General features: G+C 71.6%; 19 protein-coding genes. 10 read left to right on the plus strand and 9 right to left on the minus strand.

All coding sequences use genetic code 11. The features are described from left to right. Positions 1 to 86: 86 nt before the first annotated feature. A complete protein-coding gene (locus tag ACZ9QC_RS12500; protein WP_472920221.1) occupies positions 87 to 1,370 on the plus strand; it encodes an ABC transporter ATP-binding protein in 1,284 nt (427 codons plus the stop codon). Then, on the plus strand, positions 1,367 to 2,233 hold the full coding sequence (locus ACZ9QC_RS12505) for an ABC transporter permease (protein ID WP_472920222.1): 867 nt from the start codon (positions 1,367 to 1,369) through the stop codon (positions 2,231 to 2,233). The genes ACZ9QC_RS12500 and ACZ9QC_RS12505 overlap by 4 nt, the downstream gene beginning before the upstream one ends. 30 nt (positions 2,234 to 2,263) lie before the next feature. On the opposite strand, the gene ACZ9QC_RS12510 is transcribed toward ACZ9QC_RS12505, so the two are convergent. Further along, a complete protein-coding gene (locus tag ACZ9QC_RS12510; RefSeq protein ID WP_230220428.1) occupies positions 2,264 to 2,614 on the minus strand; it encodes an ATP/GTP-binding protein in 351 nt (116 codons plus the stop codon). Positions 2,615 to 2,835: 221 nt separating this feature from the next. On the opposite strand from ACZ9QC_RS12510, the gene ACZ9QC_RS12515 reads away from it, so the two are divergent. Further along, on the plus strand, positions 2,836 to 3,864 hold the full coding sequence (locus ACZ9QC_RS12515) for an LLM class flavin-dependent oxidoreductase (RefSeq protein ID WP_472920223.1): 1,029 nt from the start codon (positions 2,836 to 2,838) through the stop codon (positions 3,862 to 3,864). 291 nt (positions 3,865 to 4,155) lie between these two features. Here the strand turns inward: ACZ9QC_RS12515 and ACZ9QC_RS12520 are convergent, their stop codons facing one another. After that, positions 4,156 to 4,548: an SCO5389 family protein gene (locus ACZ9QC_RS12520; RefSeq protein ID WP_005480204.1), complete on the minus strand. Its 393-nt coding sequence runs from the start codon at positions 4,546 to 4,548 to the stop codon at positions 4,156 to 4,158. A gap of 403 nt (positions 4,549 to 4,951) precedes the next feature. Here ACZ9QC_RS12520 and nucS point away from each other — a divergent pair, with 403 nt between their 5' ends. Further along, entirely contained in the window at positions 4,952 to 5,623 is a 672-nt protein-coding gene (gene nucS / locus ACZ9QC_RS12525; protein WP_472920224.1) for an endonuclease NucS, read from the plus strand. Between the two features lie 329 nt (positions 5,624 to 5,952). Here nucS and ACZ9QC_RS12530 read toward each other — a convergent pair whose 3' ends face one another. Then, positions 5,953 to 6,573: a MerR family transcriptional regulator gene (locus ACZ9QC_RS12530; protein ID WP_472920225.1), complete on the minus strand. Its 621-nt coding sequence runs from the start codon at positions 6,571 to 6,573 to the stop codon at positions 5,953 to 5,955. A gap of 90 nt (positions 6,574 to 6,663) precedes the next feature. On the opposite strand from ACZ9QC_RS12530, the gene ACZ9QC_RS12535 reads away from it, so the two are divergent. Then, positions 6,664 to 7,068, plus strand: coding sequence for a DUF3291 domain-containing protein (locus tag ACZ9QC_RS12535; RefSeq protein WP_472920226.1), 405 nt, complete (start codon positions 6,664 to 6,666; stop codon positions 7,066 to 7,068). A 62-nt stretch (positions 7,069 to 7,130) separates the two neighbouring features. Next, entirely contained in the window at positions 7,131 to 8,585 is a 1,455-nt protein-coding gene (locus tag ACZ9QC_RS12540) for an MFS transporter (protein WP_472920227.1), read from the plus strand. Between the two features lie 357 nt (positions 8,586 to 8,942). Here the strand turns inward: ACZ9QC_RS12540 and ACZ9QC_RS12545 are convergent, their stop codons facing one another. The 3 genes from ACZ9QC_RS12545 to ACZ9QC_RS12555 all read right to left on the minus strand — a co-directional run bounded on the left by ACZ9QC_RS12545 (position 8,943) and on the right by ACZ9QC_RS12555 (position 13,313). Next, entirely contained in the window at positions 8,943 to 11,597 is a 2,655-nt protein-coding gene (locus ACZ9QC_RS12545) for an ATP-binding protein (protein WP_472920228.1), read from the minus strand. Between the two features lie 344 nt (positions 11,598 to 11,941). After that, positions 11,942 to 12,265, minus strand: a complete 324-nt coding sequence (locus tag ACZ9QC_RS12550; protein ID WP_033526497.1) for an STAS domain-containing protein — start codon at positions 12,263 to 12,265, stop codon at positions 11,942 to 11,944. 199 nt (positions 12,266 to 12,464) lie between these two features. Further along, positions 12,465 to 13,313 carry a 3-hydroxyacyl-CoA dehydrogenase family protein gene (locus tag ACZ9QC_RS12555; protein WP_472920229.1) on the minus strand — a complete coding sequence of 283 codons (849 nt, stop codon included), beginning with the start codon at positions 13,311 to 13,313 and terminating at the stop codon, positions 12,465 to 12,467. A 552-nt stretch (positions 13,314 to 13,865) separates the two neighbouring features. On the opposite strand from ACZ9QC_RS12555, the gene ACZ9QC_RS12560 reads away from it, so the two are divergent. Further along, positions 13,866 to 14,438 (plus strand): cob(I)yrinic acid a,c-diamide adenosyltransferase, encoded by a 573-nt coding sequence (locus tag ACZ9QC_RS12560; protein WP_467300126.1) that lies wholly within the window; start codon positions 13,866 to 13,868, stop codon positions 14,436 to 14,438. Positions 14,439 to 14,547: 109 nt separating this feature from the next. On the opposite strand, the gene ACZ9QC_RS12565 is transcribed toward ACZ9QC_RS12560, so the two are convergent. Together ACZ9QC_RS12565 and ACZ9QC_RS12570 are read right to left on the minus strand one after the other, a co-directional pair. Further along, positions 14,548 to 14,769 carry a DUF5708 family protein gene (locus ACZ9QC_RS12565; RefSeq protein WP_472920230.1) on the minus strand — a complete coding sequence of 74 codons (222 nt, stop codon included), beginning with the start codon at positions 14,767 to 14,769 and terminating at the stop codon, positions 14,548 to 14,550. Continuing rightward, positions 14,766 to 15,374 (minus strand): hypothetical protein, encoded by a 609-nt coding sequence (locus ACZ9QC_RS12570; protein WP_472920231.1) that lies wholly within the window; start codon positions 15,372 to 15,374, stop codon positions 14,766 to 14,768. The genes ACZ9QC_RS12565 and ACZ9QC_RS12570 overlap by 4 nt, the downstream gene beginning before the upstream one ends. 153 nt (positions 15,375 to 15,527) lie before the next feature. On the opposite strand from ACZ9QC_RS12570, the gene ACZ9QC_RS12575 reads away from it, so the two are divergent. The 3 genes from ACZ9QC_RS12575 to ACZ9QC_RS12585 all read left to right on the plus strand — a co-directional run bounded on the left by ACZ9QC_RS12575 (position 15,528) and on the right by ACZ9QC_RS12585 (position 19,317). Continuing rightward, positions 15,528 to 16,715: a sensor histidine kinase gene (locus ACZ9QC_RS12575; protein WP_472920232.1), complete on the plus strand. Its 1,188-nt coding sequence runs from the start codon at positions 15,528 to 15,530 to the stop codon at positions 16,713 to 16,715. Continuing rightward, positions 16,712 to 17,353 (plus strand): response regulator, encoded by a 642-nt coding sequence (locus ACZ9QC_RS12580; RefSeq protein WP_005480228.1) that lies wholly within the window; start codon positions 16,712 to 16,714, stop codon positions 17,351 to 17,353. Before ACZ9QC_RS12575 ends, ACZ9QC_RS12580 begins: the two co-directional genes overlap by 4 nt. Positions 17,354 to 17,493: 140 nt before the next feature. Beyond that, entirely contained in the window at positions 17,494 to 19,317 is a 1,824-nt protein-coding gene (locus ACZ9QC_RS12585; RefSeq protein ID WP_472920233.1) for a glycosyl hydrolase family 18 protein, read from the plus strand. Between the two features lie 67 nt (positions 19,318 to 19,384). Here the strand turns inward: ACZ9QC_RS12585 and ACZ9QC_RS12590 are convergent, their stop codons facing one another. Next, positions 19,385 to 19,837: a DUF2550 domain-containing protein gene (locus tag ACZ9QC_RS12590; RefSeq protein ID WP_472920234.1), complete on the minus strand. Its 453-nt coding sequence runs from the start codon at positions 19,835 to 19,837 to the stop codon at positions 19,385 to 19,387. Between the last annotated feature and the right edge of the window lie 18 nt (positions 19,838 to 19,855).

The raw sequence follows: 19,855 nt of genomic DNA on the forward strand, positions 1-19,855 counted from the left end.
ATAAGCTCCTAATCCTTACGGGGGCGTGCGCCCCGACGTCCTGAGACGAGTCCGAGACGTCACGAACCGTTCGATGGGTGCGGAGCATGATCGAGGCAGTCGGCCTGACGAAGCGCTATGGCGCCAAGACAGCCGTGTACAACCTTTCCTTCCAGGTGCGGCCGGGAGCCGTCACCGGCTTCCTGGGCCCCAACGGCTCGGGCAAGTCGACGACGATGCGCATGATCCTCGGCCTGGACAATCCCACCTCCGGGCAGGTGACGATCGGCGGCTACCCGTACCGCAAGCTGCCCAACGCGGCCCGTCAGGTCGGCGCCCTCCTCGACGCCAAGGCGGTGCACGGCGGCCGGCACGCCCGCAACCACCTGCTGTCCCTGGCCCAGCTGTCCGGCATCCCGGCCCGCCGGGTGGACGAGGTGCTCGGTGTCGTCGGCCTCCAGGACGTGGCCAAGAAGCGCTCCAAGGGCTTCTCCCTCGGCATGGGCCAGCGGCTCGGCATCGCCGCGGCCCTGCTCGGCGACCCCCAGGTCCTGCTCTTCGACGAGCCGGTCAACGGCCTCGACCCCGAGGGCATCCTCTGGGTGCGCAACCTGATGAAGGCGCTCGCCGCCGAGGGCCGCACGGTCTTCGTCTCCTCGCACCTGATGAGCGAGATGGCCCTGACCGCCGACCACCTCATCGTCATCGGGCGCGGGCAGCTGCTCTCCGACATGAGCATCAAGGACTTCATCTCGGCGAACTCCGCCGACTTCGCGCGCGTACGCACCCCGGACAGCGAGCCGCAGCAGCGCGAGAAGCTGACGGCGGCGCTGACCGAGGCGGGGGGCCAGGTGCTGCCCGAGCAGGACGGGGCACTGCGTGTCATGGGTCTGCCGCTCCCCCGGATCAGCGATCTCGCGCACGGCGCCGACGTACGGCTGTGGGAGCTGTCGCCGCACCAGGCCTCGCTGGAGGAGGCGTACATGCGGATGACGCAGGGCGCCGTCGACTACCGCTCGACGACCGACCAGAAGGCCGGTCTCCAGCAGCCCCTGCCGCCCGGCGCGCAGCCGCCGATGCCGGTGCCCGGACAGGGCCAGCCGGGCTGGTACGCGCCGCCGGCACCGCAGCAGGGCGGCCAGCCGTACGCTCCGCAGGGCCACCCGGCGCCGCAGGGCCAGCCTCCGGCCGGTCCCTACGGCGCTCCGGTGCCCGGGGCGCCCGCTCCGGCGCCCGCGCAGCCCCAGGCGAACCCGTACGCCCAGTCCGCGCCCCCGGTCGCGCCCCCGGCCCCCGCGCAGCCCGCCGCCGCGCCGGAGCCCGCCTCCTCCCCCGCACCCGCGGCCCCCGCGCCCGCCGCCGACCTGACGAAGTCCGAGGACGCCCGATGAGCACGCCCCAGCCGCACCTCGCCCAGCAGCCGCCCGCCCCCGCCTGGCAGGGCGCGCCGGGCACGTCGTACACCTCGCCGATCCCGATCGTGCGCACCCACCTCGGGCACGCGATCTCCTCCGAGTGGACGAAGATCAAATCGGTCCGCTCGACGATGTGGACGCTGGGCGTCTTCGTCGTGCTGGTGGTCGGCCTCGGTCTGCTCTTCGCCATGATCGCCGCCTCCACGGACATGAACCTGGAGGGCGAGTCGCCGCTGGGCCTCGGTCTGTTCGGGCTGATGATCGGCAGCGTCTGCTTCATCACGCTCGGGGTGCTGACCACCGCGTCCGAGTACGGCACGGGGATGATCCGGACCACGATGACGGCCTGCCCGAGCCGGGGCCGGGTGCTGCTCGCGAAGGCCATCGTGTTCTTCGCGCTCACCTTCACGGTCACCCTGGTCACCACCGCGTTCGTCGGCTTCGCCCAGGTGGCGATCCTGGAGGGCAGCGGCGTGGTGAACCCCGACGGCGAGGAGTGGCTCAAGGCCACCGTCGGCGTGAGTCTCTTCCTCGCGCTCTTCGGGCTGCTCTCGCTGCTCATGGGCTCGCTGATCCGGCACTCCGCCGGCGCGATCACCATCATGCTCGGTGTCTTCCTCGCGCCGCTGGTCATCGCGATCTTCATGTTCTCGGAGTCGCTGAAGGACGTGCAGGAGTTCCTGCTGGAGTACTCGATCCCGAGTCAGCTCAGCGTCTTCTACGGTGCGGAGATCAGCCAGTCCGGCCCGTCGGGCTGGGACCCGCTGTGGATCATGCTCGTCCTGGTCGCGGCCGGATTCGCCGGCGCGTACGCCCTGCTGGAGAAGCGGGACGTCTGACCGAGGACGGCGACGGAAGTCCGCGAGGTGTCAGAACCTCGGCGCGTTACGGGACCGCTGCACCCGCGAGGTGCGGCGGTCCTTCGCGTTCCAGCAGGCCTTGTGCCAGTGCCGGCGCTCGTCGACGCCCGAGTGCTCGGGCCAGGCGACGACGTGCGGCACCCCGGAGGGGATCATCTGGTCGCAGCCGGGGCAGCGGTAGGTCTTGCCGGCCGCGCTCGCGCCCGCCACATGGCGCACGCTCCACTCCTCGCCCCGCCAGGGCTCGCTGGTCTGCCAGCCGCCGTACCGGTTCGCCCGGTCCTCCTCCGCACTGCGGCCTGACGGACCCGACAGCCCCGAGGAGGCATTGTCCTTGGGGCGGTTGCGACGCGGGGACACGGGACACCTCACGGAGCTATACAGGGAGCAGGGTTGGTGTCCAGCCTACGCGGGCCCGGTGGGGGTACGCGTACGGCGCCAATCCCCTCAGAACGCCCTCCGCCCGGCGCATTCTGCAGACAATCCGCAAATCTCGTCGCCAGGCCGTGTCTTCGGCACGTGTCACGGGGTTATGCCGGTGGGGGAGCTCCCGAGTCGGAGCCGAGGAAGCAGGAAGAGCGATGCACGTAGGAACATTTGTACTGGGCGCCCAGTTCCCCGGCCAGGGCCAGGGGGAGGCGCTCCACCGGGCGGTACGGACCGCGGAAGTGGCCGACGAGGCGGGCCTGGACGCGGTCTGGCTGGCCGAGCACCACTTCGTGCCGTACGGCACCTGTCCGTCGGCGATCACCCTCGCCGCGTTACTGCTGGGGCGTACCCGGCGCATCCGGGTCGGCACGGCGGTCAGCGTGCTGCCCACCACGCACCCCGTGGCCCTGGGCGAACAGGCCGCGCTGCTGCACATCACCTCCGGCGGACGCTTCTCCCTGGGTGTCGGGCGCGGCGGGCCGTGGGTCGATCTGGAGGTGTTCGGCTCCGGGTTGGAGGCGTACGAGAAGGGCTTCCCGGAATCACTCGATCTGCTCATGCGCTGGTTGCGTGAGCCCTCGGTGTCGGCGTCGGGGGAACGATTCAGCTTCCGTGAGGTGGCGGTCGTCCCGAGGCCCGCGGAGGACCTGGACGAGACCCCGGGTCCGGAGGTCGTCGTCGCCTGCACCTCACCGACGAGCGTGAAACTGGCGGCCGAGCGCGGTCTTTCGATGCTCCTCGGCATGCACGTCGGGGACGAGGAGAAGGCGGAGATGGTCGCGCTGTGGCGCAACTGCGCCCGCGCGGCGGGCCGTTCGCCGGAGGAGATCTCCGGCGCGGCCCATGTCTCGGCCGGCGTCTGCCAGATCGCGGACCGCCGCACCGACGCCGTGGAGGCGCTCACCAAGGCGATGCCGGGCTGGCTGAAGCAGGGCCTCGACGCACATGTGACCGTCGACGGCCGCGCCCGCGCGATGCGGGACCCGCTGGCCTACACCGAACTCCTCTGCGGGCTGCACCCGGTGGGCACCCCGCGGCTGTGCGCCGACCGGCTCGCGGCGACCAGCGAGCGGACGGGCATCTCCCGCTTCGCCCTGCTCGTCGAGGGCTCCGGCGATCTGGCGGCGACGGAGGAGAACGTACGGCGACTCGGTGCCGAGGTGCTGCCTCACCTCGGCTGAGCCACGAGGGCCTGTCTGACAATTCCCGTCGTCGCCCGGAGGGCGGCCTTGCGGCGGCATGGGGGTACCTCCCGGTCGAGCGAAGTCGAGACTGGGGGAGCGTGCTCTCGGCGTGCCGGGCGTAGACCCTCGTACTGGACGTACGTGGGTCTGCGCCCGGTGCGGCGAGAGCGCGTGCATGGCGTCGCAGGGCAGACGGGAATTGTCAGACAGGCCCTAGGGGGAGCTTGCCGCCCCGGTTACCGATGCACCTCCCGCGATGGGAGCGGCAAGCTGTGGCGCGTCATGCCCTTAGCAGTCCCGGAGTTCCGGGGACTGGTTGAGGAGCTGGCCGCGGATCGAGGTGAAGCGGGCCAGCCTGTCGTCCACGGACGGGTCCAGTGGGAACACCGCCACCCGGTGGCAGTTCTGGAAGGCCAGCCGTACACCGAAGTGCCGCTGCAGCGCGCCGCGAATCGCGTCACTGGCGAGCGCGCGCAGCAACTGCCCGCGCGCCTGCTCGTCCGGCGGGGGCGTCTGGTTGTCGGCGAACTCTCCGCCGTCGACCTTCAGCTGGGCCACCAGAGAGCTGATCATCTCCCACGCGTAAGGCAGGGAGGTCCGGACGCAGTCGACGAAGGCGGCTTCGTCGACCTCGCCTCGCTCGGCCTGTTCGAGTAGGGCCGGTGAGACGTCGAGCGACATGGGTTCTCCTCTCGCACCCCCACGACAACAGGGGTTGACGGACAGGGCGGAGATCGGGTCGGCGAACACGCAGAGTGCACGCTTCGCGACCTCCAGTTTCTACGGTAAGCAACCGCACGTGACCGCACCAGGAGATTGCGCGCACCGACAGGGCCTGTGACGCACACAATCAGCCAATGCCGAACAGGAGTTGACAGCGGCACATGCCGGGGGACGACGAAGGCCCACGTGAGAGGCGGGAGGGCGTGACGGAGTGCGACAGGCGCCGGGCGGGGGCGCCGGGCCTGTCGCACGCGCCGCACGGTGCCCGCCGGGGCGCGCCGGGAAAGGAGGGGACTCGGGCGTGGGCTGATGCGGCGGTCGAATCGCGCGCACCCGTCGGCGTCGAGTAGCGTTGCCGACCATGCGTCTCGTCATTGCCCGTTGCTCCGTCGACTACGCGGGCCGGCTCACCGCCCATCTCCCCTCGGCCCCCCGCCTGATCCTGGTGAAGGCGGACGGCAGCGTCTCGATCCACGCGGACGACCGGGCCTACAAGCCCCTCAACTGGATGTCGCCGCCCTGCACCCTGAAGGAGGGTTCCGGGGACGAGCAGGGCGTCTGGACCGTCATCAACAAGGCGGGCGAGAAGCTCATCATCACGATGGAGGAGGTCCTCCACGACTCCTCGCACGAGCTGGGTGTGGACCCCGGGCTGATCAAGGACGGCGTCGAGGCGCATCTGCAGGAACTCCTCGCCGACCGTATCGAGACCCTGGGCGAGGGCTACACCCTGATCCGCCGCGAATACATGACGGCGATCGGCCCCGTCGACATCCTGTGCCGGGACGCCGACGGCGCGACCGTGGCGGTGGAGATCAAGCGGCGCGGTGAGATCGACGGCGTCGAGCAACTCACGCGTTATCTGGAGCTGTTGAACCGCGACCCGCATCTCGCGCCGGTCCGCGGCATCTTCGCCGCCCAGGAGATCAAGCCCCAGGCGCGGGTCCTCGCCACCGACCGCGGCATCGGCTGCGCGGTCCTCGACTACAACGCCCTGCGCGGCATCGAGGACGACAAGCTGCGTCTGTTCTAGGGCGGTCGCCGGCGCCGCCCGGGGAACGCCCGGCGGCCCCGGCTGCCCCTGTCCCCCCGGCGGCCCCTACCCCCTCCTGCCCCCTGCCCCTGCCCCTGCCCCTGCCCCTGCCCCTGGGACCTCATGGCACGGGAGATGGCGTCGGCCGCCGCCCGGACGAGGGGCACCACCCACGTGGGACGGATGCCCCGGATGCCCCCCTCGGGCCCCGCCGCGCGCACGGCGGCGACCACCGGCGCCCTGACTGTCGCGCACCGGGACGCAGCAGACCGGGCCGCGTCCCCCTCCGGCCGCGAGGCCGCCGCCCAACCGCTCCGCGAGATGGGGCCCTAGTCTCCGGCGTACCGGCGGGCCGACTCGTTCTCCTGGGCCATGCGCCGCAGCGCGAGCAGCGCGGGCTCCAGGAGGACGGTCAGCAGCAGGGCGCGCTCGGCGGCCTCCAACGGGTCCTCGATCCCGTCGAGTTGGTCGAGGTCGAGGGTCGCGGTGCGCTCAGCGAGCCGGGCGTACGGCAGCAGCACCTGCCAGTCGAGCGGGGCGCCCAGGGTGCGCAGCGTGGACAGGGTCTCGGCGAGGACCGCGCGGGCGGGGGCGGCCTCGTGCACGTTCCATCCCAGTTCCTCGACCAGGGCGTCGACGTTCCCGGTCTCCGAGTGGGCCTCGGCGGACTCCTCCGCGAGCCTGATGGCCCCGAGGGCCAGCCCGAGTTGGACGTGGGTGTCCCCGGCGTGCTCCGCCAGGGCGCCCAGGAGCTCCCGGGTGGTGCTGACGGACAGCCCCCGGACCCCGATCAGCGCACGGATCAGCCGAAGCCGACGCACATGGCTCTCGTCGTACTCGGCCTGCGTCGCCGAGATCTGCCGCCCGGTCGGGAGCAGCCCCTCACGGAGGTAGTACTTGATCGTCGCGACGGAGACTCCGCTGCGGCGGCTCAGCTCGGAGATACGCATCGGTCGTCCCCCGCACTAGAAGTTGGATACCTTCACTGTCTAACATAGATAGTGAAGGTATCCAACATCTCTCCGGAGAGGGCCACAGCCATGCCCACCCTGCGCTGGACCACGGTCAGCACCCCCGCACCGGACACCGAGGCGTTCGTCATGGCCTCCCGACTGGAGGTCCGCTCGTTCAAGGACGTACCGCGCTTCTTCCTCCAGTCCCTGTCCGCGTGGAAACAGGTCTCCGGCACCCCCGGGGCCTACGGCGCCTCCCTGATCGCCGAGCCCCTGAAGCGCACCTTCTGGACCTTGTCGGCATGGGAGGACAGGGACGCGCTCTACGCGTACGCGAGGACCGAACCGCACCGGTCGATCATGAACGGCCTGCGGCCCACGATGAAGGACTCGGTCTTCACCTTCTGGCAGGCCCCCGCGGCCGATCTGCCCATCGCCTGGTCGGACGCCCGCCGCCGCCTCGCCGAGGAGCAGGCGCGGAGCCGTTCCTGACCCCCGGTTCCTGATCCCCACCGGCCGAGCCCTTCGCGCCCCTCCCCCAGGAGAGACCCACCATGACGTTGTCCGAGCAGAACGCGGTTCTCGACAGTCCCGCCCCGGAGCCGGCCGTCTCCGGCGAGCGGCGCGCACCCCTGTGGCTCGCCGTCGTCGCGTGCAGTCTGCCCATGTTCATGGTCGCGCTCGACAACCTCGTCGTCTCCACGGCCCTGCGGACCCTGGCAGTCGACCTGGAGGCGAACACCCAGCAGCTCCAGTGGTTCGTCAACGCCTACGTCCTGAGCTTCGCCTGTCTGTTGATGACCGGCGCGGCGCTCGGCGACCGGTTCGGCCGCCGCACGGTCTTCGTCGCCGGCATCGCCGCGTTCACGCTGGCCTCCATCGGCTGCGGCCTGTCCGACACCAGCGCCCAGCTGATCACCTACCGCACCCTCCAGGGCTTCGGCGCCGCCGCTGTCATGCCGCTGTCGCTGACCCTGCTCTCCCAGGCGGTCCCCGAGCGCCTGCGCGGCATGGCGCTCGGCATCTGGTCCGGAGTGAGCGGCCTGGCCGTGGCCATGGGCCCCGTCGTGGGCGGCGCGGTGGTCGACGGCCTCGACTGGCGGTGGATCTTCTGGATCAACGTGCCGGTGTGCCTGGTCGCCATACCCCTCGTCCTGATCGCCCTGCGGGAGAGCTCGCTGCCCGGCTCGCGCCTCGACCCGGTCGGCATGCTGCTGGCCGCGGCCGGACTGTGCGCCGTGGTGTGGGCGATCGTGCACGGTGAGCCCGACGGCTGGACCTCGACGAGGGTCCTGGGCGCCTTCGCGGGCGGCGGCGTGCTGCTGGTCGCGTTCGTCGCCTGGGAGGCCCGGTCCGCCGACCCCATGCTGCCGCTGTCCTTCTACCGGGTGCGTGCCTTCACCCTCACCAACATCGTCTCGGCGGCGATGTACTTCGGCGTCTTCGGCTCCCTGTTCCTGCTGGCCCAGTACCTCCAGCTGGTGCCTCCGCGCACCCCGCTGGAAGCCGGCGTCCGCACCCTCGCCTGGACCCTCATGCCGATGTTCGTCGCCCCGGTCGCCGGGCTCCTCACCGACAAGGTCGGCGGTGGCCGTCTGATGGCGCTCGGCCTGTTCCTCCAGGGCGTGGGGCTGGGCTGGATCAACCTGGTCGCGGACACCGACACGGCCTACTCCGCCCTGGTCGGCCCGATGATCGTGGCGGGCATCGGCATGGGCTTCGTCTTCGCCCCCACCGCCGCGGTCGTCCTCGGCTCGGTCGCCAAGGAGCACGCCGGGAAGGCGTCCGGCGCCAACAGCACCGTCCGCGAGATCGGCGGCGCGCTCGGCATCGCCGTGCTCAGCACCGTGTTCGTGGCGCACGGCAGCACGCGCACCCCGCAGGAGTTCGTCGACGGTCTGCAGCCCGCGGTGTGGGTCGGCGTGGCCGTGGTCCTCGGCGGCGCCCTGTGCGCCCTCGCCATCCCCCGCCACCCGCGTCCGGCGGCGACGACACCGCCCGACGACTGAGCCGTCCCGGCGAGAGCGGTGGCCGACCCCGCAGGCCCGTTCGCCCTTCCCGCGAGGTCCGGACCGTCCACCCATTCCTGCCGCGGGCGGGCGCGGAGGGCCGCGGGCGGCCGCAGTCCCGGCGGGCGAGGTCAACTCCGTGAGGCCGCCGTCCCCGCGAGCCCAGTCGCCGTCCTCTCAAGGGCCCGTCGCCTTACCCGCGAGGGCCCGTGGCCGTACCCGCGAGGCGCGGTGGCCGGCACGTCGGCCCCGCTCCGAGGCCAGCAGGGTCCGCGTCGATGCTCCGCCCGGCCAACCGGCCCTCCGTCTCCCGCGAGAACATCTCGTCCACGTGGGAGACAGCCCAATCCCTAGCCGTCAGGCCACCGTGTCGGCCGGAGGCCCGGGGTCGCTCGCCGTGGTGCCGCCCGCCGTGGGAGCGGTCGCGGTGTCGGTGGTGCCGGGCGGCGGGCCGCCGGTCGGATCGCCCGTCGGGTCACCGGTGGGGTCCGTCGTCGGGTCACCGGTGGGGTCGCCCGTCGGATCGCCCGTGGGGTCGCCCGTCGGATCGCCGGTGGGGTCCGTCGTCGGATCGTCGGACGGCGTCGGCTTCGGCGAGGTCTTCGACGGGGACGGCGTCGGCTTGCCCGACGGCCCCTTCGTCCCGCTCGGGTCGTCCGACGGCCCCGCCGTGTCGGTCGGCGTCGGGTCGTCCGACGTGCCGTAGGTGCCGTCGGGGCCCGGATCCGTCGGTTCGGGCAGGGCGCCCGGGGTGTCGTCCTCGTCCCCGGCCTTGGGGCGGTCCGCGACGAGGCCACCGTCGTCGGTGCCCTCGCTGGCGGACGGGTTGACGCCGACCCGCTCGGCCGGGGTGTCCCCGTTGCGGTCGGAGGTCGCGCCGAGGGTCACGACGGTACCCAGCACGGCCGCCAGGAGCGCACCCGCACCCGCAGCGACCATGTTCCGCCGGGCACCGCCGACCAGGCCCTTGAGACTGCTCAGCCGGTGCGCGGGCGACGTGGAGCCGGCCCGCTGGGTGACGAGCGTCGTGTCCTTGGCCGCCGGTGCCGAGGCGGCTCCGCCGTTCCCGGCCGCGCCCGATCCCCACGCCCCCGGTCCGGTCGGCGTACCGAAACCGGCCCCGCTCGACGCCGTGGCCCCGTAGCCGACCGCGCCGAGGCCCGCCGCACCGAGTCCCGCACCGGTCGAGCCGGCCGGCGGGTACGCGGACGGCACGCCCCCGGGCGGGGAGGCCGACTCCTCGTGACGGGCGTCCGGCACCTCCTCCCCCGCCGCCGTGCGCCCGCCGGGCGGTGTCGCCCCGGAGCGGTCGGCGACCAGGGCGAGGGCCCGGCGTCCGGCGACGGTGCCGCGCTTGTCGGCGAGGACGTTGCGCAGCCCGATGGAGGACTCCAGCTCCGCCCGGGCCCGCTCCAGCTGCCCGGAGCAGAGCGCGAGGACGCCCAGCTCGTGATGGAAGTAGGCCTGCTCGCCGGTCTCACCGGCGAGACCGGCCGCCTCGGCGCCGGCCCGCAGCGAACGCTCCCAGGCGTTCCAGCGCAGCCCGGCGGCGAACGCGGGCGCCGCCTGCCGGGCCAGCACCACGGCGGCGCTCTCCTCGTCCTCGCCGGGCGGGACCGTCGTCGGCACGAGCGCGGTGAGGGCGGCCAGGACGGCGTCCGCCTCGGCCGAGACCCGCTCGGGGGTGACCGAGGGGTGCCCGGCCCACCAGGCGTAGTGCTGGGCGGCGGTGTGGGCGCGCGCCTCCGTGTCGTCGGCGTACCCGGCGGCCTCCAGCTGTGTCCGCACCCCGGCGGCGAGCCGGTAGCGGGCGCCGACAGGTGTCACCAGGGCGCAGCCGACCAGTTCGCCGAGAGCGGCGTCGGCGTGGGTGTCGCCCACCAGGGCGGGCAGGTGGGCCTGGTGCGGGATCTCGCCGTCGAGCGCGACGGCGAACCTGAGGGTCTCGCGGGCCGAGGCACTCAGCCGGGAGGCGAGCAGCGCGGCGGGCGCGGCCCCCTCGGCGAGCGACGGCAGGGGCAGGTCGTGCCCGTCCGGGACGGCGTCGACGGGCATGGCGACGGGTGGTGCCTCCTGGAAGACCCCGAACTCGTCGACGGCGTCCGCACCGGCCCGCTGCCGGTCCCGCTGCCTGAGCAGCGCGCCGGCCTGGGTGAAGCGCAGCGGCAGGCCCTCGGACTCGAACCAGAGGTCACCGGCCCAGTTCGACTCGTCCTCGGTGAGGGGCCGCCCGACGGCACGCTCCAGAAGCTGTTCGCTGCCGACGCGGTCGAGGCCGCCGAGGAGGATCTCCTCCAGGGGCGCGTCGTTGGAGGGCAGCGGGATGTCGGGGGTGGCGGCGATCAGGAAGGCGCACTCGGGGGTGGCGTCGAGCAGTTCGTCGAGCGCGATCCCGCCGAACTCCAGGTCGTCCAGGACGACGACCGCGCCGATGTCCTTCACGATGTCGAGGATCTGCTGCCGGGCGGGCCGGAACAGGGGTGTGCTGTACACGGCTGCGAACAGTTCGTACAGCAGGTCGTCGACCGTGCGCCGGAAACCGCTCAGCCGGACGACGCCGTCGGGGGCCAGATCCGCGCAGTCCTCGGCGACCGCGTCGAGGAGCGTGGTGCGACCGGAGCCGGGGGCTCCGGTGAGGCGCACGGAGCGGCCGCGTGCGAGCAGCCGTACGAGCCGTGCTCTCTCCTCGTCGCGCTGGAGCAGGGGCAGCTGGGGCAGCGAGGGGCCCGGGGGCACCGGCGGCCGGGCGGCGCGGTCGGCGGCGGCACGCTCGGCGGGTGTGTGCTTCACGAGCTGACCAGGCAGTTCGCCCGGCGGGCAGTTCTCTATCTCGCTGCCGTCGACGGGGTTGACGGTCAGCAGGAAGTCGCCCGAGACGAGCTGGACGGTGCGGGCGAGCGCCGGGGCGTGCCGGTCGAAGTCCTGCGTCAGCGCGTCCCGTGGCGGACGCTTGTTCGGCGCCTGTGCGTCGTCATGGCCGTACTCTTCGGGTCCCCGGTTGTTCGGGTCCATCGGTCCTAGCCCCCCAAAAGCGTCTCGTGTGCTGGAGCCCCTCCCGGCCGTGTCGCACACCGCGCTGTCGCTTCTGGTCCGGAGCCCGCTCGAGGGTAGCTGGCAGCGGGCAGCCGAACCCTAAACCTTCGCACAGTATCTCCGACAGTCCGGGGTCCCGCGCCGTCCGAGACATCACAGTCTCGTGAGGATTGCGAGCGTGGTGCGTTTCGCCCTCATGGTCCGCACTGGTCCACCAGGTCTCATGACCCCCATGACGACCGGAGGGGTCAGGCCGACCGGAGGGTCATGCCGACCGGGTGTCCCGCACACACGGAGCCATACGTACGAACCCGCACACGCGTTCACACGCGGGGCAGTGACTCCAGACCGATTCCGCCCTCGATCGCGAGGATGCGGTGCAGCCGGGTGGCCACGAGCAGCCGCTGCATCTGCGGCGGCACATCGCGCAGCACGAGCCGCCGTCCGCACCGCCCCGCCCGCCGGTGGGCTCCCATGATCACCCCGAGTCCGGTGGCGTCCCAGGAGTCCAGCTCTGACAGGTCGAGCACCAGGTCGCCGGCTCCGTCGTCGACGGCCGAGTGCAGGACCGTACGGGCGTCCGCCGCGCTGCGTACGTCGAGGCGGCCCCCGACGACCAGCTCGGCGTGGTCGCCCCTGATGTACATAAGCGCTCCCCGTGAGTGCGTCTCGTACTCCGTGATGTGGGTGATGCAACGTCTGACGGCGTTTGACACCGACAGGTTGCCGTCTGTGAGCGAACCGATACCGAATTCACCTCAAGGGGTGAAGCCGGAGAGGCTCATGCGTTCACATGCGTGGGAGGGGCCGCCCGTGACGCGTGGGCCGGCGTCAGCCGGATCCGCGTCAGTAGGTGTAGAAGCCCTGCCCGCTCTTGCGTCCGATGTCACCGGCGTCCACCATCCGGCGCATCAGCTCCGGAGGGGCGAACTTCTCGTCCTGCGACTCGGTGTAGATGTTGCTCGTGGCGTGCAACAGGATGTCCACGCCCGTCAGATCGGCCGTGGCCAGGGGCCCCATCGCGTGGCCGAAGCCCAGCTTGCAGGCGAGGTCGATGTCCTCGGCGGTGGCGACACCCGACTCGTACAGCTTCGCCGCCTCGACGACGAGGGCGGAGATGAGACGGGTCGTCACGAACCCGGCGACGTCACGGTTGACGACGATGCAGGTCTTGCCGACCGACTCGGCGAACTCCCGCGCGGTGGCGAGCGTCTCGTCACTCGTCTTGTAGCCGCGCACCAGTTCGCAGAGTTGCATCATCGGCACCGGCGAGAAGAAGTGGACGCCGACGACCCGCTCGGGCCGCTCGGTGGCCGCCGCGATCTTGGTGATCGGGATGGCGGAGGTGTTCGAGGCGAGCACGGTGTCCTCGCGGACGACCTTGTCGAGCGCCCGGAAGATCTCGTGCTTCACCTCCAGCTTCTCGAAGACGGCCTCGACGACGATGTCCGCGTCGGCCGCCGCGTCGAGGTCGGTGGTGGCGGTGATCCGCCCCAGCGCCGCCTCGGCGTCCCCGGCCGCCAACTTCCCCTTGCTCACGAACTTGTCGTACGACGCCTCGATGCCGCCGATGCCACGGTTGAGCGCCTCGTCGGTGACGTCGCGCAGGACGACGTCCCAGCCCGCCTGCGCGGACACCTGGGCGATCCCGGACCCCATGAGTCCGGCTCCGATCACGGCGAGCTTCCGTGCCACTGTGCGACTCCCCTGGTACACGCTGTTGATGTGTTGCCTCTCCGGCGGACACTAGCGCCCGTGAGGGGCCGTGTGACCGCTTAGTAACGCGAGTCACGTCTCAACAGACGGACATCACACCGGCGGCACCCACGCGAAGGGGCATGCGGCGCAGTTGAGCACCTCCTCGCCCAACAGCCCCTCCACGCGACCCAGGAGAAGGAGCACCTCTCGGGATACTTCGCCCGAATTGTTCCCGGGGCGCCTCTCGCGCCTCCTGACGGCCATCACCGTCCGCTGGACCCAGGCGATCTGACCGGCGATCAGCGAGAGAGACGATCGGCATCGAGCGCGCCCCCGGCACGGCGGCTCGATCGACGCGCACCCAGCAGAACTCGGGACTCCTCCTCGGCCCACCGCCCACCGATGTACCGCCGGGTCTCGCCGCCCCTCGCCCCCTGGTTGCCTGAGGACGGCCGGGCGACGTCCCGGCGGCCCCCTCCCCCACAACGACCTCCGTGACAGTGGGCACACAGGTCGTCCGGACGGCCGGGGCGTAACTACGCTGGTCACATGGTCAATCTGACGCGCATCTACACCAGGACCGGCGACCAGGGCACCACCAACCTCGGCGACATGAGCCGGGTGCCCAAGACCGATCCGCGGATCTCGGCGTACGCGGACACCAACGAGGCCAACGCGGCGATCGGGACGGCGATCGCGCTGGGCGGCCTGGACGAGGAGGTCGTCAAGGTCCTCGTACGGGTGCAGAACGACCTGTTCGACGTGGGCGCCGACCTCTCCACGCCCGTCGTCGAGAACCCCGAGTTCCCGCCCCTGCGGGTCGAGCAGTTCTACATCGACAAGCTGGAGGCGGACTGCGACCGCTTCAACGGGGAGCTGGAGAAGCTGCGCTCCTTCATCCTGCCCGGCGGCACCCCCGGCGCGGCCCTGCTGCACCAGGCCTGCACGGTGGTCCGGCGCGCCGAGCGCTCGACCTGGGCCGCGCTGGAGGATCACGCCGACGCGATGAACCCCCTCACCGCGACCTACCTCAACCGCCTCTCCGACCTCCTGTTCATCCTCGCGAGGACGGCGAACAAGGAGGTCGGGGACGTGCTGTGGGTCCCGGGCGGCGACCGGTAGCCACTCCCGGCCACGCTCGCACGAAGCGACAGCGATCTTCGCGGAGCCAGCGGTCTTCGCGGAGCGGCAGCGGTCTTGGTGCGGAGCAGCAGCGGCTCTCGCGGAACGGTCACCCGCCGGTCGCCGCTCCGCGAGCCCGCCGATAGAGGCCCGTGACGACGAGGACGCCTCCCACGCACATCATCACCACGCCGACCTTGGTCAGGGTGACCACCGGGACCTCCACCCCCTCGGTGAAGAGCCACAGCAGCAGGCCGATCACGAAGGTGGCGACCCCTTCCACCAGGTTCCTCGTCGCCCGGCCGACCGTCCTGTCCAGCGTGCCACTCAACGCCCGATCCTCTCCTTCGCGTACCCGGAGTCGCGGCCGTCCCGGGAGCCCCGGTCCCCGTCCCCCCGCGTGTCCGGCTCCTTCTTCGGCCAGATCGTGTAGGCGAGGGCGATCAGGCCGTGGATGCCGGCGGCCCGCAGGGCGATCCACTGGAACGACCTCAGCGAATCGACGTTCCCGTCGTCGCCGACGTACCAGACGGCCAGCTGGAGCAGGGCCAGCGCCACCCCGGTCGCCACCAGCGTCCGGGTCCAGAGCCGGCCCTCGTGGCGGGCCCTGGCCAGGCCGTACTTCGGCGGCCCCGCCGGCTTCGGCCCGCCGGCCAGGCGATGCGCCGCGTGGCCGTCCAGCCACCGGATCATGTAGTGGCCGTAGCCCACGGTGAAGCCGATGTAGAGCGCCGCGACCCCGTGCTCCCAGCTCGGCTCGGCGCCGTTCTTCAGGTCGATCGCGGTCACGACGAACAGCACCAGTTCCAGCACGGGCTCGCAGAGCAGCAGCACGACACTGGCCCGGCGCTTCTTCAGTAGGTAGCGGACGGCCAGAGCCAGGGCCAGCAGCACCCAGAAACCGACCTCGCAGGCGATGATCAACGCGACGATCACGATGCGCTCCTTTCGTTCACCCTTCCAGGCTCCCGGCCGTCGCGCGCGGAATCGTCGTCGGCGGCGACGAAGTCGCGGTACATCGAAAGATGCAGTGCGGGACCGTTCCCGGGCACCAGGCGTCGGGCTCCCGTCCCGTGTTGGATGGAGGGCATGGCCGTACGACCGCCCCGCCCACACCGCGTGGACCTGTACATCGCCGCCGCCGGACTCCTCGGCGGCCTGCTGCTGTGGGGCCTCGGCCTCGACACCCGCACACCCCACGACGGCCTCGTGGTGCTCGAGAGCCACTGGTGGGTGCTGCCGCCCCTCGTCGTGACGGCGGGCTGCGAGGCGCTGCGACGCGTGATGCCCCGCACGGCCCTGCTGGTGGGATGGGCCGCGCTGACCCTGGACACCATCACCCAGGGCAACCTGATCACGGTCCTGATGTTCACCGACCTGGTCTACGCGGCCGTGCTGTACGGCCCGCCCGCCACGGCCCGCCGGGTGCCCTGGGTCTCCGGGCTGGTGACCGTCGCCTTCACCGTGGTCCCGATCGCGGCCTTCCGGAAACCGGAGGCGCTGCTCATCGGGGTGGTCGTGGGTCTGGTCTCCCTCATGCCCGCCGCCACCGGCTGGATCGTGCGCAACCACCGCGACGCCGCCGAGGCGGCCCGGCTGCGCGCCGAGCAGACGGCCCTGCTGGCGGAGATGGACCGGGCCCAGGCCGTCGTCTCCGAACGGGCGCGGATGGCGAGGGAGTTGCACGACATGGTCGCCAACCATCTCTCGGCGATCGCGATCCACTCCACCGCCGCCCTCTCCCTCGACGACCCCGACACCTCCAAGGAGGCCCTCGGGGTCATCCGTGAGAACAGCGTCGCGGGGCTCGCCGAGATGCGCCGGCTGATCGGCATCCTGCGGGATTCGAGCGACGACACCGAGCCGTCCGCCGCGCCCACGCTCGACGGCCTCGGCTCCCTCGTCGAGGGCGCCCGCACCAACGGTCTCGACGTCACCCTGGACGCCGACCACGCCACCACCCTCCCCGCCCCCGTCGAGCTGGCGGCCTACCGCATCGTCCAGGAGTCGCTCACCAACGCCCTCAAGCACGCCTCCCCCGGCCGGGTCTCCGTGCTGCTGCGGCAACCGGACGGCTCCCTCGACATCACCGTGACCAGCCCGTACGGCGACCGTGACGGGCCGAGCGCGCCCGGTTCCGGCGCTGGTCTGGTCGGGATGCGGGAGCGGGTCGCCCTGCTGGGCGGCACCTTCGAGGCGGGCCCCGAGAGCTCGGTGCACGGCAAGATCTGGAGCGTCCGCGCCACCCTCCCCGTCGCCCAAGGAGAACCCGCATGATCCGTGTGCTCGTCGCCGAGGACCAGTCCGCCGTACGGGCCGGGCTGGTGCTCATCCTGCGCAGCGCCCCGGACATCGAGGTGGTCGGCGAGGCGGCGGACGGCGAGCGGGCGGTGGCGCTCGCCCGGGAACTGCGGCCCGACCTGGTGCTGATGGATGTGCAGATGCCGCGCCTGGACGGGGTGTCGGCGACCCGGCAGGTGGTCGCCGAGGGGCTGGCCGACGTCCTCGTGCTGACCACCTTCGACCTCGACGAGTACGTGTTCGGGGCGCTGCGGGCCGGGGCCGCCGGGTTCCTGCTGAAGAACACGGAGGCGAGGGACCTCATCGAGGCCGTGCGGGCGGTGGGGCGCGGCGAGGGCCTGATCGCCCCCGCGGTCACCCGGCGGCTGATCGCGGAGTTCGCCGCCAGGCCCGTACGGGAGCCGGCGGTCGATCCGTCCGTCCTCGACTCCCTCACCCGGCGGGAGCGGGAGGTCCTCTCCTGCCTGGGCGAGGGGCTGTCGAACGCGGAGATCGCCGGGCGACTGGACATGGCCGAGGCGACGGTGAAGACGCACGTCAGCCGACTGCTGGGGAAGCTCGATCTGCGCAGCCGCGTGCAAGCGGCGGTACTGGCGCAGGAGTTGGGTGTCTGACCCCGGTACGGCTCCGCCCGGGGTGTCCGGCGTGGGCGCAGTGGTCCAGACCCATTGACCTATGGTCCAGACCTTTCTATTCTCGGGCCCACTGCGCCACGTCATGCTCATGCAACAAGACACCCCACAAGGAGGCGCACATGCGCTTCAGGCACAGAGCCATAGCGGGTCTCGCGACCCTGCTCCTCCCCCTCGCCGGCCTGGTCGGCCTCGCCACCCCCGCGCAGGCGGCCACGGAGGCGACCGCCACCTACGCCAAGCCCCAGGACTGGGGCTCCGGCTTCGAAGGCAAATGGACGGTGAAGAACACCGGCACCACGACCATCAGCTCCTGGACCGTCGAGTGGGACTTCCCCTCCGGCACGTCGGTCACCTCCGCCTGGGACGCGGACGTCACCTCCTCCGGCACCCACTGGACCGCGAAGAACAAGTCCTGGAACGGCACCCTCGCCCCCGGCGCCTCCGTCTCCTTCGGTTTCAACGGGAGCGGCTCAGGCTCCCCGGCCAACTGCAAGCTCAACGGCGGAAGTTGTGACGGCGGTCCCAGCGTCCCCGGCGACGCGGCACCCTCCGCCCCCGGCACCCCGACCGCCTCGGACGTCACCGACACCTCGGTGAAGCTGAGCTGGCGCGCCGCCACCGACGACAAGGGCGTCAAGAACTACGACGTCCTGCGCGGGGGCACCAAGGTCGCCACCGTCACCGGCACCACCTACACGGACACCGGCCTGACCGCCGGCACCGACTACTCGTACACCGTCCAGGCCCGTGACACCGCCGACCAGACCGGCCCGGTCAGCGGCGCGGCGGCCGTCCGGACCACCGGCGGCGGCACGAACCCGAACCCCGGCTCGAAGATCAACCTCGGCTACTTCACCGAGTGGGGCGTCTACGGCCGCAACTACCACGTGAAGAACCTGGTCACCTCGGGCTCCGCCGCCAAGATCACCCACATCAACTACGCGTTCGGCAACGTCAAGAACGGTCAGTGCACCGTCGACGACACCTACGCCGCCTACGACAAGGCGTACACCGCCGACCAGTCCGTCAGCGGCGTCGCCGACACCTGGGACCAGCCGCTGCGCGGCAACTTCAACCAGCTCCGCCAGCTCAAGGCCAAGTACCCGCACATCAAGGTGCTGTACTCCTTCGGCGGCTGGACCTACTCCGGCGGCTTCGGCCAGGCCGCGCAGAACCCGGCCGCGTTCGCCAAGTCCTGCAAGGCCGTCGTGGAGGACCCGCGCTGGGCCGACGTCTTCGACGGCATCGACATCGACTGGGAGTACCCGAACGCCTGCGGTCTGACCTGCGACACCTCGGGCCCGGCGGCCTTCCGCAACCTCTCCCAGGCACTGCGTGCCGAGTTCGGCTCGAACTACCTGGTCACCGCGGCCATCACCGCCGACGGCTCCTCCGGCGGCAAGATCGACGCGGCCGACTACGGCGGCGCCGCCCAGTACCTCGACTGGTACAACGTGATGACGTACGACTACTTCGGCGCCTTCGACAAGGACGGCCCGACCGCCCCGCACTCCCCGCTGACCTCGTACTCGGGGATCCCGCAGGCCGGCTTCAACTCGGCCGACGCCATCGCCAAGCTGAAGTCGAAGGGCGTCCCGTCCGCCAAGCTGCTGCTCGGCATCGGCTTCTACGGCCGCGGCTGGACCGGCGTCACCCAGTCCGCCCCCGGCGGCACGGCGACCGGAGCGGCCCCCGGCACCTACGAGGCGGGCATCGAGGACTACAAGATCCTGAAGAACTCCTGCCCGGTCACCGGCACCATCGCGGGCACGGCGTACGCCCACTGCGGCAGCAACTGGTGGAGCTACGACACCCCGTCCACCATCGCCGGAAAGATGACCTGGGCGAAGAACCAGGGCCTCGGCGGCGCCTTCTTCTGGGAGTTCAGCGGCGACACGACCAACGGAGAGCTGGTGAACGCGATCAGCAACGGCCTGAAGTAGTACTACGCGACGTTCACGCTCCCCCAGACTTCGTCCGGGGGGACCCCCACCCAGCGAGTGAAAGTGGCTACGCCACATTCACTCGCTGGCCGGGCGGGGCTGCCTCCAGCCACGCGAGGAAACCGGTCAGCGCGTCTTCGCTCATCGCCAGTTCCAGCCGGGTCCCGCGGTGCAGACACGCGAGGATCACGGCGTCGGAGAGCAGCGCCAGCTCCTCCTCGCCCTCGGGAGTGCGACGCCCGGCCACCTCGATCGAGGCGCGCTCCAGGACGCGGCGGGGGCGGAACGCGTACGAGAAGACGCGGTACCACTCGATGCGGTCGCCGTTGTAACGGGCGACGCCGTACCCCCAGCCCTTGCCGTTCTCGTCGCCGTCGGGTTTCTCCGGGGCGTCCCAGCGGAGGCTGCAGTCGAAGGTGCCCCCGGAACGCTGGATGAGCCGGCGGCGCAGCCCGAAGACGAAGAGCCCGACCACCACGAGCGCGATCACCGACCCGCACACAGTCAGAGCGAGGACCATCGACACCGACCTCCTCGT

It is taken from the genome of Streptomyces sp. HUAS MS02 (assembly GCF_055702265.1).

What these genes read in the sequence shown, in the direction of transcription:
- ACZ9QC_RS12500 (WP_472920221.1), top strand. Translation starts at nt 87, where the DNA reads ATGATCGAGGCAGTCGGCCTGACGAAGCGCTATGGCGCCAAGACAGCC.
- ACZ9QC_RS12505 (WP_472920222.1), top strand. Translation starts at nt 1,367, where the DNA reads ATGAGCACGCCCCAGCCGCACCTCGCCCAGCAGCCGCCCGCCCCCGCC.
- ACZ9QC_RS12515 (WP_472920223.1), top strand. Translation starts at nt 2,836, where the DNA reads ATGCACGTAGGAACATTTGTACTGGGCGCCCAGTTCCCCGGCCAGGGC.
- ACZ9QC_RS12520 (WP_005480204.1), bottom strand. Translation starts at nt 4,548, where the DNA reads ATGTCGCTCGACGTCTCACCGGCCCTACTCGAACAGGCCGAGCGAGGC.
- nucS (WP_472920224.1), top strand. Translation starts at nt 4,952, where the DNA reads ATGCGTCTCGTCATTGCCCGTTGCTCCGTCGACTACGCGGGCCGGCTC.
- ACZ9QC_RS12530 (WP_472920225.1), bottom strand. Translation starts at nt 6,573, where the DNA reads ATGCGTATCTCCGAGCTGAGCCGCCGCAGCGGAGTCTCCGTCGCGACG.
- ACZ9QC_RS12535 (WP_472920226.1), top strand. Translation starts at nt 6,664, where the DNA reads ATGCCCACCCTGCGCTGGACCACGGTCAGCACCCCCGCACCGGACACC.
- ACZ9QC_RS12540 (WP_472920227.1), top strand. Translation starts at nt 7,131, where the DNA reads ATGACGTTGTCCGAGCAGAACGCGGTTCTCGACAGTCCCGCCCCGGAG.
- ACZ9QC_RS12545 (WP_472920228.1), bottom strand. Translation starts at nt 11,597, where the DNA reads ATGGACCCGAACAACCGGGGACCCGAAGAGTACGGCCATGACGACGCA.
- ACZ9QC_RS12550 (WP_033526497.1), bottom strand. Translation starts at nt 12,265, where the DNA reads ATGTACATCAGGGGCGACCACGCCGAGCTGGTCGTCGGGGGCCGCCTC.
- ACZ9QC_RS12560 (WP_467300126.1), top strand. Translation starts at nt 13,866, where the DNA reads ATGGTCAATCTGACGCGCATCTACACCAGGACCGGCGACCAGGGCACC.
- ACZ9QC_RS12575 (WP_472920232.1), top strand. Translation starts at nt 15,528, where the DNA reads ATGGCCGTACGACCGCCCCGCCCACACCGCGTGGACCTGTACATCGCC.
- ACZ9QC_RS12580 (WP_005480228.1), top strand. Translation starts at nt 16,712, where the DNA reads ATGATCCGTGTGCTCGTCGCCGAGGACCAGTCCGCCGTACGGGCCGGG.
- ACZ9QC_RS12585 (WP_472920233.1), top strand. Translation starts at nt 17,494, where the DNA reads ATGCGCTTCAGGCACAGAGCCATAGCGGGTCTCGCGACCCTGCTCCTC.
- ACZ9QC_RS12590 (WP_472920234.1), bottom strand. Translation starts at nt 19,837, where the DNA reads ATGGTCCTCGCTCTGACTGTGTGCGGGTCGGTGATCGCGCTCGTGGTG.